Genomic DNA, 13,893 nt, shown 5'->3' on the forward strand with positions numbered 1-13,893 from the left:
GAACATCGTGCAAGAGGTCAAACCGCTAGCGTCAGTGTGCGCTGGCCGCGAGCACGGTTTCCGGATCAACACCTTGAGCGGCCAGCACGCTCGATGCTGCTATCGTCGGAGCAAATCCCGACATTGACTGCGTCGCAAGGTGGACCTGCGAATCGATCACGGAGTTTGTGTCGTCCGCCTGGCCTGAGCTCTTTCCGCCGGCAGGCGTGTAGTCAAGCTTGACGCCGGCAATGTCTCCTGTCGTGCCGTTAGCCCAGGTAAAAGTACTGTCGGCTTCGACAGTGTTGCCGTTGTTGCCTTGATTGATCTGCTGCGCGTTCAGATCGATCGACGTGATGCCCAGCTGGTCCAGACTGACGAGTTGTCCACTCTGAAACTGCCCGGTTCCGGTCGTATCAACCCAAACCTTGAGGTCTTTCCACAGCGAGTCACTCGCATCAAGTACGCCCGTGGCGGTACCATCGGCCTGTTGAGCGAGGGACTGCAACTGGGTGAAACCGCTGACAAGCTGCCCGGCGTCGCTGACGACCGCTGTATCGGCAGGATCGTTGGGATCGTAGACGAGATAGCCTTCGCCCGCAGTACCCCATGCAGTCCTTACGGGCTGGCCATTGTTCTGAATATCGAAATTCGTCGACGAATTACTGAGCGAAGTGGTTTGCACCGTACCTCCGTTCAGATTCAGAATGATCGGGTCGTCTCCGATGTCAAATGAGATGTCATCGAGAAAGCCGGAATTGTCCAGATACCCGGCACCCGTGTCCGTATAGTCAGTGCTGGTGGGATCGCCCGGGGCGTAGTTCGTCCATGTACTGCCGTTGTAGTAGTTGGTTTCCGCCCCGGTCAGACTGTTGTAATCCGTGCCACTCACCAGAGCGCCTGTGACCGGATTAAAGTCATCGATCTCGTAGAAGTACCCTCCACCGTCGGAGAATTCTTCTTCGTAAGCGTACGGGTTGCTACCGTCCCAAAGATAAGTGGACTCGACTGCTCCCGTACTCGCGTTGAAGGTCTGATCCTCAACTTCCCACCCATCTGTGTTGTACTGAATAATTTCATCGGCGTAGGGCCCTGCTGACGGATTAAATATGTCTTCTTCAGTTTCCAGTTCCGTCGTCGGATTAAAATACATCGCATCCGTTTCCCGGCCCGTTGTCTGGTTGTACAGGTCCTGCTGGGTTTCCGCACCACCGGAATTGAACCGGTAGATCTCGTAGGAATAGTTGGCCTCGGGGTTAAACAGCGCATCTTCTGTTTCGTAATCGTTGGTCGTCGTCCCCGCATAGAACAACTGTTCGGTCTCCTGTCCGGAAGAGTTGAACAGAATGTTCGATGTTTCCATGTTATTCGAGACGTTGTAGTTGATCTGGTTGGTCTCGTAGTCGTTCCCCGTCGTGCCGATAAAAACCTGCTCGGCTGTTTCCTGGCCCGCAGAGTTATATTCCCAGTTCGATATCTCCATGCCGTTCAACGTGCTGTAGTTGATCTGGTTGGTTTCGTAGTCGTTCGTGGTGGTGCCAGTGAAGTCTTGCTCGTCGGTCTCCTTCCCTGCCGCGTTGAACTGCCAGTTTGAGATTTCCATATTGTTCAAGACGTTGTAATTGATCTGGTTGGTCTCGTAGTCGTCTGTGGTGGTACCGACGAAATCCTGTTCGTCAGTTTCCTGCCCGGCAGCGTTGTACTGCCAGTTCGATATTTCGGCACCGTTGGAGGTACTGTAATTGACCTGATTGGTCTCCAGGTCGGCGCCCACTGTGCCGGGATAGTACTGGATGTCAGTTTCCCAACCAGACGAATTGAACTGCTCATCGGACGTTTCCATGCCGGTTGAGGTGCTGTAGGTGATCAGGTCGGTTTCGTAATTGTTTGTGACGGTGCCGACGAAAAGCTCCTCACCAGTCTCCTGGCCGGAGGAATTGAATTGCCCGGACGAGGTTTCCGCTCCGTTCGAGGGGTCATAGGTAATCAGCCCCGTTTGCGGATCAAACCCGGTCGTGCCGGCGTACGTTTGAAGCTCAATTTCATGTCCCGATGCATCGAACTGCTCGTCGGAGGTCTCCATGTTCGTCGACGTGTTGAAATTAAATTGATCTGTCTCGTAATTGTTGGTGGAAGTACCGATGAAGTCCTGTTCGCTGATTTCCTGGCCGGAGGCATTGAGCTGCACGTCTGATGTTTCGGCACCGTTCGAAACGTCATAGTTGATCTGACTGGTTTCATAATTGTTCGACGCGGTACATGCGAAATTCTGAACATCCGCTTCCTGACCCGCAGAGTTGATCTGCATGTTGGAAGTTTCGAAACCACTTGAGTTGTATGTGCGAACGTTTTCTGAACCATCCGAGTCGACAGATATGACATCAGAGGTATTTCCCGACATAGGATTCGGATTCCCGGATGCACTGATGCTCCCGTTGGCCACCACTACAGACGCTCCACTCGCGCTGTCGCTGACAGTATTAGAATCAGATGGATTGAGCGTTACTGATGACCCGGGACCTGCTTTGATATCGTTCCCAGTTCCGGTGAGCGTAGCGCTGGAGCCACTGCTCAAAGAGACATTAGAGTTTGAGACGTTCGCGGAGTTGTTGTTGCCGCTCAAATTTATTTCGTCTCCGGAAAGACTCTGCGAATTTACTCCCGAAATATCATTTTCGTCGCCATTGACTTCAAGAGTCAAATCGTTCCCCGGTGTACCCGGGGATAGAATGATATCAGAACCCTCTCCATTAACGATCACCGTTGCTACGCTATTTGGATCTGAGGAGGGCGTGGCCGAGATCTGGTCAGTATTGTTTTCTTGAACTATATCCCACATTGTCGCAAAATTACTTGCGTCACACACAAAATTGGAATTACTGAGACCATTCGGTACGGCAGTATAAATACCGTTCGCGTTCGGGGTAAGGCCCATTTGCTGCAGGTCCTGCTGGATGACCGACTTAATCGTACCGGCGTCCAATCCTGCACCAATAGCTGACAGAATAAAGCCAGCAGCATTGACTGCCTGGCCAAGCGTAAATGTCGGGCCGCCGATGAATGGAGTCACTGTATTTTCGGCGAGACCCGCTATTGTGATGCCCTGACCGATCATCGTTGCAAGATCCCCAAGAATACTGGTGTCAGCGCTTGCTATCTGTGTGAGCGACATGGTGCTGCGGTTCGTCAACAGATTGACCATATTAGCAATTAGTGCGTTTCCCGCGTAAGCAGCGCCCTCTCCCACGATTTCGCTCGTCAGCGCCGCAGCAGTGTTGGCGACTGCAGCGTTATAAGCGATCTTGCCGGCATCGGTTTGATTATTTAGGTACGTTTGCCACGCGTCCTGCAGAGCGGGAATGTCGTCCAGTCCGGAGATCACGTAGTTGCCAACACTAAGACTAGAAATGGGTTGCATGTTTCCCTCTCTGAAGTTTAGTTACCAGCTCTGGCAAAACTTGCTCGCCAATACGGCCAGCGCAAACAAATACGCGACGAGTCCAATGAGGAAGATATAGAGATTTTTGGCTGATATTGTGATGGGGCCTGTTCTCGATATTTTCTTGAAGACTGAGAAATACAAAAATAATGTTGTCAGGAATGACGCGGCCACCAAAAACGGGTAAGTTACTGCCACAAATGTTTTTATCGAATCAGACAATTCAATATGAATAGGAAGATTGCTGCAACCGCCAAAAAAAATGCCCGCGAGCATTACAGCAGTCAACAATAAAGACAGAACAAATTTTTTCTTTATGGACATCGCGATCCAGGTTTCAGCTTTCATCTGTGTTCTCGCCGAAAGTTAGATTCGTTCAATTCAAGATTTTTCTTGGAATACGACCAAATTATCGAATCAACTAACAACTTTGATTGAACACGTTGGCTCACCATACAAATCGAGCGCTCAGCAACATCGAAACTGAAATGCGGCAGAGCGAGTGCATCATAGTTCTAGTATTGACCACGCATAGATCGTCGACTTATTTCTCAACATGATTCGCAAGTCATATTAGGAAAATATCCGAGAGAAAATCACCAAGGGTAAACGTGAGTGTCTTAGAGAGAAGCAAAATGGATTATGTGGTTTATTCAGACAACCAGACAATTTGCTTTCAATATTCAAATCACATACAGGTCGTTTACCAAACCAAATCGGTTTTAATATCACCTTACGCACGGGTCGTCGCAAATGTCGACAGTGACTTCTGTTCCGACACCATCCATTTTGATGAAGGCAAACTGAAATGTAGATAATCGAAGAACGTCAGCTTTTGACCTTGTCAACCTATCTCGTTTAGTAGGATCAAAGCCGGTGCCAAGATCATGGGCTGAGCGCCTGTTTGTGTTCCCGTTATATTAGGAAAGCAAACCTATGTCGCGGCTGCGCGTTCGTCTAAGACGCTCAAAAAATGCGAGTCGATTTTCTAGCGGAGTCACATCGGCTAATAGAGCGAAAGCATACGCTTACCAAACTTGAACAAAAATCGCGGACCTCAGTTTTCGGTAAAGGACGGCGATAACGAAGTCACCTTTATCAGGCGAGGTGATGGATCTGTTTACACCAGGGTGGATGCGCTCGCGTCTGTGCGCACGATCTGGATCAGCTGCGAACTTGGCGCGCTGGTTCTAGCCGGTTACTTTGCTGCTAACAGGCAGATCGAATTAGCTACCGGCGTCATTAAGTTGAGGTACAGCGCTGCACTCCGCGCCGTAGACCCGGTTCGATTCGCGCAACTCCTTAGCTCCGACCTGCATTTGGCGATCGGCCTTGCAATCGAGGGTGCCGTTAGCGTTTGCATTGGTGTCGCCAAGTGGCATGCAAAAAGACAAGACTAGCGATATTTGCATCTACTGCCGCAAGTGCTGTCTTGACGTTAAGGCTCAGCACTGTCGGTGAGACCCGACATTTTCGAGCATCAATGCCTGTCACTCCTGCAGAGACTTGAATGACCGAAACCGGAATACGAACGGACGTCGTAACGCGAACGTCAGAAGTCCCCTTCGGGTCGCGTGCCGGCGGTCGTGATTTTGCGAAGCGCAAGCCGTACATGTAGATTGCATTGGACTGCGATCGTTAGCGCTTATTATTTGACGCCTGCCCGCACGTGTCGCCGCACGCTCACCACCATGTGAACGAGGGCAGGCATCGAATGACTCTTAACGCTACGCGACTGACGCATCGCCCGTCCATTGGTAAGCCTTAGCACGATGCTGCCCTGGACAGAAATGAGTCTTGGTGCTTCGGAACAATCCTCGCCAACGTAAACGGAGTATGGCGATGAAACGCGGACGATATCCGTAGGCTTGCCCGAGCGGCAGAAGTCGACATGCACCTTGTAGTGATGGTCCGTATCTCCAGCAGATACCTTCAGCCGTGAAGCACTTGCCATTGAAGCCGGGCGACGCCCATGAGCAGAGGATGTGGTCTCGGTGCTGACCCAAGCTGGCGGTTCGACACCAGGTGCACCGTTCCTGTTCGCCGACATCGGCAACGAACTCTTCGGCCACCCGCTAACGCAGAGCGTCGTTTCCGGAACGCATGGCGTAACGGTCGCCGTTTTCCTATGATAAACGGCAGGATCCAGGCGGACTGGCGGGAATCATGAAGCGTTCAATCAGCGCAGCCGTGAACTGGTCGATCGATCGAGTTCCCGACAAGTCACTGCTTCGGCGGGCGTTACCCGTCCTGGCCCTGCTCGTGGCTGTCAATATCCTGATGAACGCGTGGCAGTCGTGGCATGACTTTCGTGCGGGCGATGAACTGGCCGCCCGGCGGCTGGATGTGCAGACTGCACTGATTGCGGACGTGTTGCGGACCAGCTTCGTGACGTCAATGCGATGACGTTCGCAATGGAGAGGCTACTCGAGGCCGGCACGCTGACGGACACCACACTTGCCAGCCTGATCGATGCGTTTGAGAATCCTTTAAGGCGCACATTAGTCGGGGTGTTCGATTTCGATCCGTCGGATGGGCATTTGCTCGCCAGTTCCCGCCCAGCAATCATCAATGAAGTGCCACCGCTTGGCGAGTTTATCGCCGAGGTTCGCGCGAACCCTTCCATCACTCTGATGCAACCCGTCCCGTGGGGACAGCGGGGCGCGCTTGTGGTCGCGAAGGGACACCGGAATCGGGCAGCACAATTCGACGCGATCATTATCATGGTCGTTACCTTCGAACGCCTTCTGCTCGAGGGCGTGGAGCTGGCACCCGATACCGCTGTGCTCCTGAGGGACAGCGGGAATCGCGTTGTCATGCGCAGTCATATGCCCCAACAGCTTTCCGTTGGTCAGGTCATGGCCGATGAGGGTGTGGCGCGTACGGGGCCGACGGCCACAACCCAATATGTACGCTCGCGGATCGACGGCGTCGACCGTCTGGTATCCACCCGCAAGATCGCAACGGGACTGACGCCCGACTACTGGAAGCTGACGGTCGGCAATGCGGTTAGCGGTTACCGGACAAGCCTCTGGCGTAGCCTTTACATCAACGTCGGCGCGGCTGCGGTCGTGGTGGTGATGCTGGTAGGTGGCATGTGGCTGATCCGCCGCGAGCGCGAACTGCATGACCGGGTCCTCGGCTTCGCGAGCACGGTGTCGACCATCGTAGAAAACGTGCCCACGCCAATTGCCGTATTGGACCACGTCACGGAAAAAATCCTGTTGGCCAACGAAGCGCTACTCGCGGTATTCGGCGCCGTAGCCGGCGCGGGACAGTCGTTTCCCCGACTCTTTGTCGATGCCGCGAACTGGTCGGAGGCGCGCAAGATCCGTTCGGAAGACGCCATTCCCATGCTTACGCTTGATGGAACGCGGTACATGCTGGTGGAATGCGCGCGGCTTGAGTTGATAGGGAAGGCAGCGACATCCGGGCCGCTGCTGGTTATGTTGGTCGATGTCACCCATCAGCAGCAGTTGCTCAAGCAGTTGCGCGCCGAGGCGGACTTCGACGCACTCACGGGGCTCGCTAACCGACGCTACTTCGAGAGGGCAGCGCAAATAGCGGTCGAACATGCCCGGCAGCGACACAATCCTCTGTCGGTTCTTGCGCTCGATCTGGATTTGTTCAAACGCGTCAACGACACCTAGGGCCATGCCGCCGGCGATCGCGTTCTGCAGGTCGTCGCACGGATATTCGAAGGCGCATTGCGGGAAACCGATCTTGCCGCACGGCTTGGTGGGGAAGAATTCGCTGCGATCCTGCTGGACACCTCATTGGAACAGGCACGTGTGGTCGCCGAACGTATCCGCACTACTCTCCAGAATACGCCGGTCGTTCTGGAGTCCGGGCAAACGATCTCGCAGACTGTCAGTATCGGCATCGCCATCTACAGCGAGAGCGAAGCCGGTCTGGTGCCCGCGCAAGAGCGCGCCGACGCCGCGCTATTCAGTGCGAAGGGCGCCGGCAGAAACCGTGTCCAGATCTTCGTGCCTGAAGCTCCCGCACCCCAGGAAACCGAATAGGTGTGGCCGCAATGCATGGGTTGATTCGTGAGACAACTTGCTGGCGAGATTTATGGTTAGAACCATCGATCTGCCACTCACAATACGCAAGCAATGACTCGGCCGCAAGCGCATCCAGCTTCCTGATGTTCGCCGCGCCACCAAGCGCCGCGCGGATCTTTTCCGTGCGCCTTTTGCTGCGATCCAGCGATGCGGTATCGGACGCCGAGAGTTCCTCGGCGATCAGGATACGCAGTCATGTACATCATCCACACAGATGCCGCTTCCTCGAACGAAAGCGGTTGTGTGTGCGTGCGGCGATTTCTGGTGCCGCAGGAACGCATCTCACGCAGCTACGATCGGCGTATGGGGCGCCGAGCACGCTGCTATCAATGCCGCACGGCCGATTGGACCAAGGTCCAATATCGCCTGCGCAACGCAGCGAGTAGCCTGAAGTCGAGTGCGCCGGCAGCAGGATTCAGGGAGTGGCAGTGCTCACGGACGGACTGCGGACGACTTATCTCAGGAGCGCAAGGATGATGCTTGGAAAATTGCTGTTCACGGTGGCCGTCACCATGGCGGCACAGCTGGCGTATGCTCAGCCACAAACCTCTGTGGATGTCACAAAAGCACCGGGTCAGGCGACGGTAGCGGCAACGGCCACTGTAACGGCGACGGTCGTGGCCATTGAGCGAGATACCCGGACCGTAACACTGAAGGATGGGAAAGGTAAGGTGTTCGAAGTTGAGGTCGGCGAGGAGGCACGCAATCTGGACCAACTAAAGGTTGGTGATATCGTCACAACTGAATACAAGAGAGCGATCTCGCTTAGTCTCGAGAAAACGAGCGGCCCGCGTTCCGAGACGCAGCGGCTGATAGAGGAGCGGACAGCACCTGGCGCGAAGCCTGGTGGCACCGTTGGGCATGAGGTGACGGTGATCGCAGATGTCGTCTCCGTCAATGCAAAAGCGAAATCCGTCACGTTGAAGGGGCCTAAAGGTAATACGGTGGACGTGATCGTGGAGGATCCGGAACAGATGAAAAACATCCGGAAGGGCGATCAGGTGAAGGTCGTATACACGGAGGCGATCGCCATATCCGTACAGCCTGGCGCCAACCAGTAGGCTAGCGGGGACTATCTCTGACGCATGAATCCCCCTCGGTACGCCGGCGACCCGCGAGAGCGGCGCTGCAGGTCAGGTCTCGAATCACGACGGAGGTCATAATGCAAAGAAGACGCTTTCTACAGACCGGCGCTGCTGGGCTTGCCGCCGGTCTTGTGCTCATCGCTTCACCCGGTGCGATTAGCGTTGCTGCTGCCAACGAGTCCAATGCGTCGAAGCGCAGCGAGATCGATGCCAAGGTGCAAGCGACCTTGTCGAAGCTGTACGCGAACGTCGAGGGTTCCAGGGAACTGGTCTCCAAGGCGAACGGCGTGCTCGTGTTTCCATCGGTGATCAAAGTTGGCTTCGTCGCTGGCGGCGAGTACGGCGAGGGCGCATTGCGTGTCGGCGGGAAGTCCGTCGGTTATTACAGCACGGTATCAGGGTCATTCGGCTTGCAGGCAGGTGCTCAATCGAAAGCGGTCATCTTCCTGTTCATGACGCAGGATGCGCTCAACAGCTTTCGTCATTCCAAAGGCTGGTCGGCCGGGGGAGAAGGATCGGTCGCGTTGTTGAAGGTCGGCGCGAACGGTGCACTTGATACGACAACGGCAACCGCGCCGGTGAATGCGATCGTGCTGACCAACGCCGGCTTGATGGGAGACGTCTCGCTGTCGGGAACCAAGGTCTCGCGGCTGAACATTTGAGCGCAGCGGCGGTCTCGTTGATGGGGTCGCGCTTCGTTCGGGTACCTTGAGTCGCCAGGCATGGTTCGCTGAAAGCTCCTCACCCGATCGTCTCTTTCAGTGGTGTCGCCCGGGCGCTGTCGCTTTCGTGCGGTGCATGAGCCCCTATTCGTCGCAGCCGCCAGCCCTGAGGCACTCGATGTATTTGTTATATGCCGCTGCCCGACAAATACCCGCACGCCGATCCGCGGAATCGCCGCATGCCTTGACATTGCCTTTATAGGACTCCACACAATTGTTTTTTACCTGATCGCAATTCGACGCAGCAAAGCATGCGCTTGAGGGGATCCATAGGGCGACAATCAGAAGATGTCGCATGGTGACTCCCGGTATCGACCGCGAGATGCTGGCGGAGTGTATCGAACGATCGGTCCGGTTGATGCAGAAGTGCGAGATGTTCATCAGGTTCGAGCGATATCCGGATTGAAGTGGTGGCGAGTCCCGTGCATCCATCTATGTGTGCTGGTTCAACCCCTCCCTGATGAGAGCACCCCTCGACCTGCTAAGGGAGCATGGCATTCGACGGGTTAAACGGGGCAATACCACTCTATGACTCGACCGGCCTATCGGAAAGGTTTGATAACCGCTTCGCTACCAAACCGATGCAGTCGTGATTAAACCGTTGCAGGGTAATGTCGTTCGTGCCGACGTTACGATGCGTCTTGACTCAGGTAATTCACGTCCTGTTACCGCCATCGCGTTCAGCGTGCTCGCGAGCTGGCTTGCGTGGAATGGGACCTTGGTCCAATTGCTTCTGCCGGACGCCCAATCCTACTATGTCCCATAGCGGTGCCAGGCGTTGGCCGGATCGACGTCGACATGCTTTGGCGTGGTTTGCTTAAGCGTTAGCGGACGTTTCTTCATGGCCGTCTCACGTTCATCGTATGCGCGGGGAGCAGGCGTACGCCGCTGGGTTCGGACGTTGGACACACGCCGACCGCATTCAATTCGAAGAAAGATGCAGAGTCGCTGCCTTTAAGCGATACGGGAATCGGTAACCCGGTCTCGATCACCCGCTCGGTCACCCGCACGACACGTAGAAGCGGTCCGCAGACCAGCCGCAAGGCAACGCTGGTGGCGACCGCAAAAGGTCAGACGCAGACCTGGGCGCCCACCGTGCGCAAGGAGTGCGGCGGGGGCGGTGACGTTTCGATTTATCGGCGTGACGGCGGGTTCGATCGCACCCGTATTCGCACAGCTTCGCGACCAGAACGGACCGGTCCTGTCCCAGTAGTGCCAAAGTCAGTTTCAAAAGCGCTCGTAAAAATGTCCTCTCGTCGTGGGATCACCTAAAAGGGGTGCGTATGTCATGGCTTACAGCAACACTACGAAGCTATCCGGAGATCGCAGTCTTTCTTTCGCTGGGAATCGGGTATTGGGTCGGAGGAAAAAGTTATAAGGGATTCAGCCTCGGCGCGGTGACGGCCACGCTGCTCGCCGCCATCGCGATCGGGCAGCTCGGCATCACGATCTCGTCGAACGTGAAGTCTGTTTTCTTCCTGATGTTCCTGTTCGCCGTGGGCTATGGGGTCGGCCCGCAATTCGTTCGTGGCATCGCAAAGGACGGACTGCCTCAGGCGCTGTTTTCTGTCGTGCAATGCGTGCTGTGTCTCGCGGTGCCGCTGGCGGCGGCAAAGATCGCGGGCTATGACGTGGGTTCCGCGGCCGGCCTCTTCGCCGGCTCGCAGACCATCTCCGCATCGATGGGCCTCGCCACCGACGCCATGAACCGCCTGGGCCTCCCCGCCAGCGAGACGAAGACGCTGCTCGACGCGATGCCCACCGCCTACGCGGTCACCTACATCTTCGGCACGATCGGCTCGGCCATCATTCTCGCGATGATCGGGCCAAAGCTGCTCGGCATCGACCTCGTCGCAGCCTGCAAGGAATATGAAGCGACGCTCGGCGGCGCGGCGGACCTGGGTGGCGCCGGGCAAGCCTGGCATCGTTACGAGTTGCGCGCGTATCGGATCCCGGAAGGCGCCCCGATCGTCGGTCGCACGGTAGGGCAGGCCGAGTCGACGGCACTGAGCGGCACGCGGCTTTTTGTCGAGCGCATCAGGCGCGGGGGCACGGTGCAGGATGCAAAACTCGAGGACGTGGTCAAGGCAGGCGACGTGCTCGCCGTTGCGGGACGCCGCGAGCACCTCGTCGAGCTGCTCGGACCGAAAGGCCTCGAGGTGGAAGATGCGGATCTGCTGGCGGTGCCGGTGGAAGGCGTCGACGTCTTCGTGACGAGCAAGGACGTCAACGGAAAGACGCTGCAGGAACTCGCGGGCTTGCCGGCGGCGCGCGGCGTGTTTCTGCGCAAGATCAAGCGCGGCGCGACGGAAACTCAGATTCCGGTTCTGCCGAGCACGAAGCTGTATCGCGGCGACACATTGACGCTCGTCGGCCGCACGCAGGACACCGCCGCCGCCGCGAAGTCGATCGGCGTGCTCGACCGGCCGAGCAACACGGCCGATATCGCGTTCGCGAGCCTCGCCATCACGCTCGGCGCGCTGGTGGGCGCCGTGGTCATCAAGGCGGCGGGCATCCCGATCACCTTGTCGACGGCGGGCGGCGCGCTGATCGCGGGCATCGTGTTCGGCTGGTTCCGTGCGATTCATCCAACTTTCGGACGTATCCCGGAGCCGACCATCTGGTTCATGAACTCGGTCGGTCTGAACGTGTTCATCGCGGTCGTCGGGCTCACGGCGGGGCCAGGGTTCGTGAGAGGCCTCCAGCAACTGGGTGTGAGCCTGTTTCTATGGGGTATCGTCGCGACCTCCGTGCCGCTCATCGTCGGCATGTTTGTCGCAAAGTACATCTTCAGGTTTCATCCCGCGATCCTGCTCGGCATCTGTGCCGGCGCGCGCACGACCACGGCCGCGCTCGGCATGATCTGCGACGCGGCGAAGAGCCAGGTGCCGGGTCTCGGCTACACGGTCACCTATGCAGTCGGCAACACATTGCTCACGATCTGGGGCATGGTCATGGTGATGCTCATGACCTGACCTACCCGGTCCGCATGTCCGGCTTCCCTTTACGCGATTCAATATGTCGAGCGGTATAACGCCGAATCCGGCAAGAAGCTCGACAAGACCAGGGCGCTCTAGCCAGCTTCCCTCGTCCCACCCGCATGCTCAGGAGAAAGGCAATGGCCATACCTGTCGAGAAAGTCACGCCCTACGACGAATTCAACTTCGCGGTTCCGGAGAACGAGTTTCCGAAGTCCGGCATTTCGGCCCGCGCAGCCGCGGCGCTGGTCGTCAGCGAAGAATGGACCGACGCCAATCCGATGCTCAACATGTCGTCGTTCGTGACGACCTTTGCGGAGCCGGAAGCGGTCGAGGTCGCCAAGCGCAACATGTACAAGAACTACATCGACCATGACATGTATCCGCAGGCGTTCGCGATGGAAACGCGCATGGTCAAGTGGCTGCATCAGTTGTGGAATGGCCCGAAAGGGGTCGAGCCGTATGGCACGGCCACAATCGGCTCGTCGGAAGCCTGCATGCTCGCCGGGCTCGCGCACAAGTGGAACTGGCGGCAGGCGCGCGAGAAGGCGGGCAAGGACGCGACCCGGCCGAACATGGTGACGGGTGGCAACGTGCAGGTCGTATGGAAGAAGTTCCTGCGCTATTTCGACGTCGAGCCGCGCATCGTGCCGCTCAAGCCGGGCAACTACCGCCTCACTGCGGAGCGTCTCGAGCAGTACGTCGACGAGAACACGATCGCCGTGGTGGCAATCGCCGGGCAGACCTTCACAGGCGAAGACGACGACATCCAGGAAATCCACGACTGGCTCGACGCCTACGAAAAGAAGACCGGCATCTCGATTCCGATGCATATCGACGGCGCATCGGGCGGCTTCGTGAACCCGTTCCTCTACCCCGACTACAAGTGGGACTTCCGGCTACCGCGCGTGCAGTCGATCAACGCGTCGGGGCACAAGTTCGGGCTCACGCCGCCGGGGCTCGGCTGGGTCGTGTTCCGCGAGCGCAAGGTGTTCAACGAGGATCTGATCTTCTATGTGAACTACCTCGGCGGCGAAATGCCGACGGCGACGCTCAACTTCAGCCGCAACGCCGCGCCGATCGCCGTCCAGTATTACCAGTTCCTGCGCCTTGGTTTCGACGGCTACAAGCGCGGGATGACGCACACGCTCGCGAACGCCGTGGCCCTGCGCGACGAACTCGTGAAGAGCGGCTACTTCACGATTATGAACGAGACGCAGCGCATACCGGTGGTTGCGGTCACGCTAGATCCGAAGGTCAAGAAGTTCAACGAGTTCGACGTATCGAACAAGGTGCGCGAAAAGGGCTGGGTGCTCTCGGCGTATTCGATGCCGCCCGATGCGCAGGAGGTCAGGAGTCTGCGGGTGGTGGTGCGGCCGCACATCAACCACAACGTGGCGATGATCCTCGCACGCGATATCGTCAGCGCGTGCAAGTATCTCGACGAGCACGGCGGCAGCGCGACGGCGCCTGAACTGCACGGACACTCCGACGCGAAGAGTACGGCGGCGAAGTGCTAGAGAGCGATGTGAACGCATCGAGGGCGCGCCGTCGCGTTGCAAACACATTGCCGTCGCCGTGGCTCCGGAACGGCCTGTAGTCGGCTCGGTACACGCTGAAATT

7 protein-coding genes and 1 pseudogene are annotated in these 13,893 nt (G+C 57.0%); 6 read left to right on the forward strand and 2 right to left on the reverse strand.

Annotation, left to right across the window (positions count from 1 at the left end; translation table 11 throughout):
• Positions 1-31: 31 nt before the first annotated feature.
• Together HV796_RS00625 and HV796_RS00630 are read right to left on the reverse strand one after the other, a co-directional pair.
• Complete coding sequence (locus HV796_RS00625; protein WP_175224141.1) at positions 32-3,397, reverse strand: beta strand repeat-containing protein; 3,366 nt, start codon at positions 3,395-3,397, stop codon at positions 32-34.
• 21 nt (positions 3,398-3,418) lie between these two features.
• A complete protein-coding gene (locus tag HV796_RS00630) occupies positions 3,419-3,766 on the reverse strand; it encodes a hypothetical protein (protein WP_175224143.1) in 348 nt (115 codons plus the stop codon).
• Between the two features lie 1,818 nt (positions 3,767-5,584).
• Here HV796_RS00630 and HV796_RS43945 point away from each other — a divergent pair.
• The 6 genes and pseudogenes from HV796_RS43945 to gad all read left to right on the forward strand — a co-directional run bounded on the left by HV796_RS43945 (position 5,585) and on the right by gad (position 13,790).
• Complete coding sequence (locus tag HV796_RS43945; protein WP_246355621.1) at positions 5,585-5,824, forward strand: hypothetical protein; 240 nt, start codon at positions 5,585-5,587, stop codon at positions 5,822-5,824.
• A 452-nt stretch (positions 5,825-6,276) separates the two neighbouring features.
• Positions 6,277-7,443, forward strand: a pseudogene (locus HV796_RS43950) (GGDEF domain-containing protein).
• A 515-nt stretch (positions 7,444-7,958) separates the two neighbouring features.
• Positions 7,959-8,546, forward strand: coding sequence for a hypothetical protein (locus tag HV796_RS00640; protein WP_377695609.1), 588 nt, complete (start codon positions 7,959-7,961; stop codon positions 8,544-8,546).
• A 101-nt stretch (positions 8,547-8,647) separates the two neighbouring features.
• Complete coding sequence (locus HV796_RS00645; protein WP_175224144.1) at positions 8,648-9,232, forward strand: BPSL1445 family SYLF domain-containing lipoprotein; 585 nt, start codon at positions 8,648-8,650, stop codon at positions 9,230-9,232.
• A 1,343-nt stretch (positions 9,233-10,575) separates the two neighbouring features.
• Positions 10,576-12,267, forward strand: a complete 1,692-nt coding sequence (gene aspT / locus HV796_RS00650) for an aspartate-alanine antiporter (RefSeq protein ID WP_175224145.1) — start codon at positions 10,576-10,578, stop codon at positions 12,265-12,267.
• Positions 12,268-12,410: 143 nt separating this feature from the next.
• A complete protein-coding gene (gene gad / locus HV796_RS00655) occupies positions 12,411-13,790 on the forward strand; it encodes a glutamate decarboxylase (protein ID WP_175224147.1) in 1,380 nt (459 codons plus the stop codon).
• The last annotated feature ends 103 nt before the right edge of the window (positions 13,791-13,893 follow it).

It is taken from the genome of Paraburkholderia humisilvae (assembly GCF_902859855.1).
GTDB classification, from domain to species: domain Bacteria; phylum Pseudomonadota; class Gammaproteobacteria; order Burkholderiales; family Burkholderiaceae; genus Paraburkholderia; species Paraburkholderia humisilvae.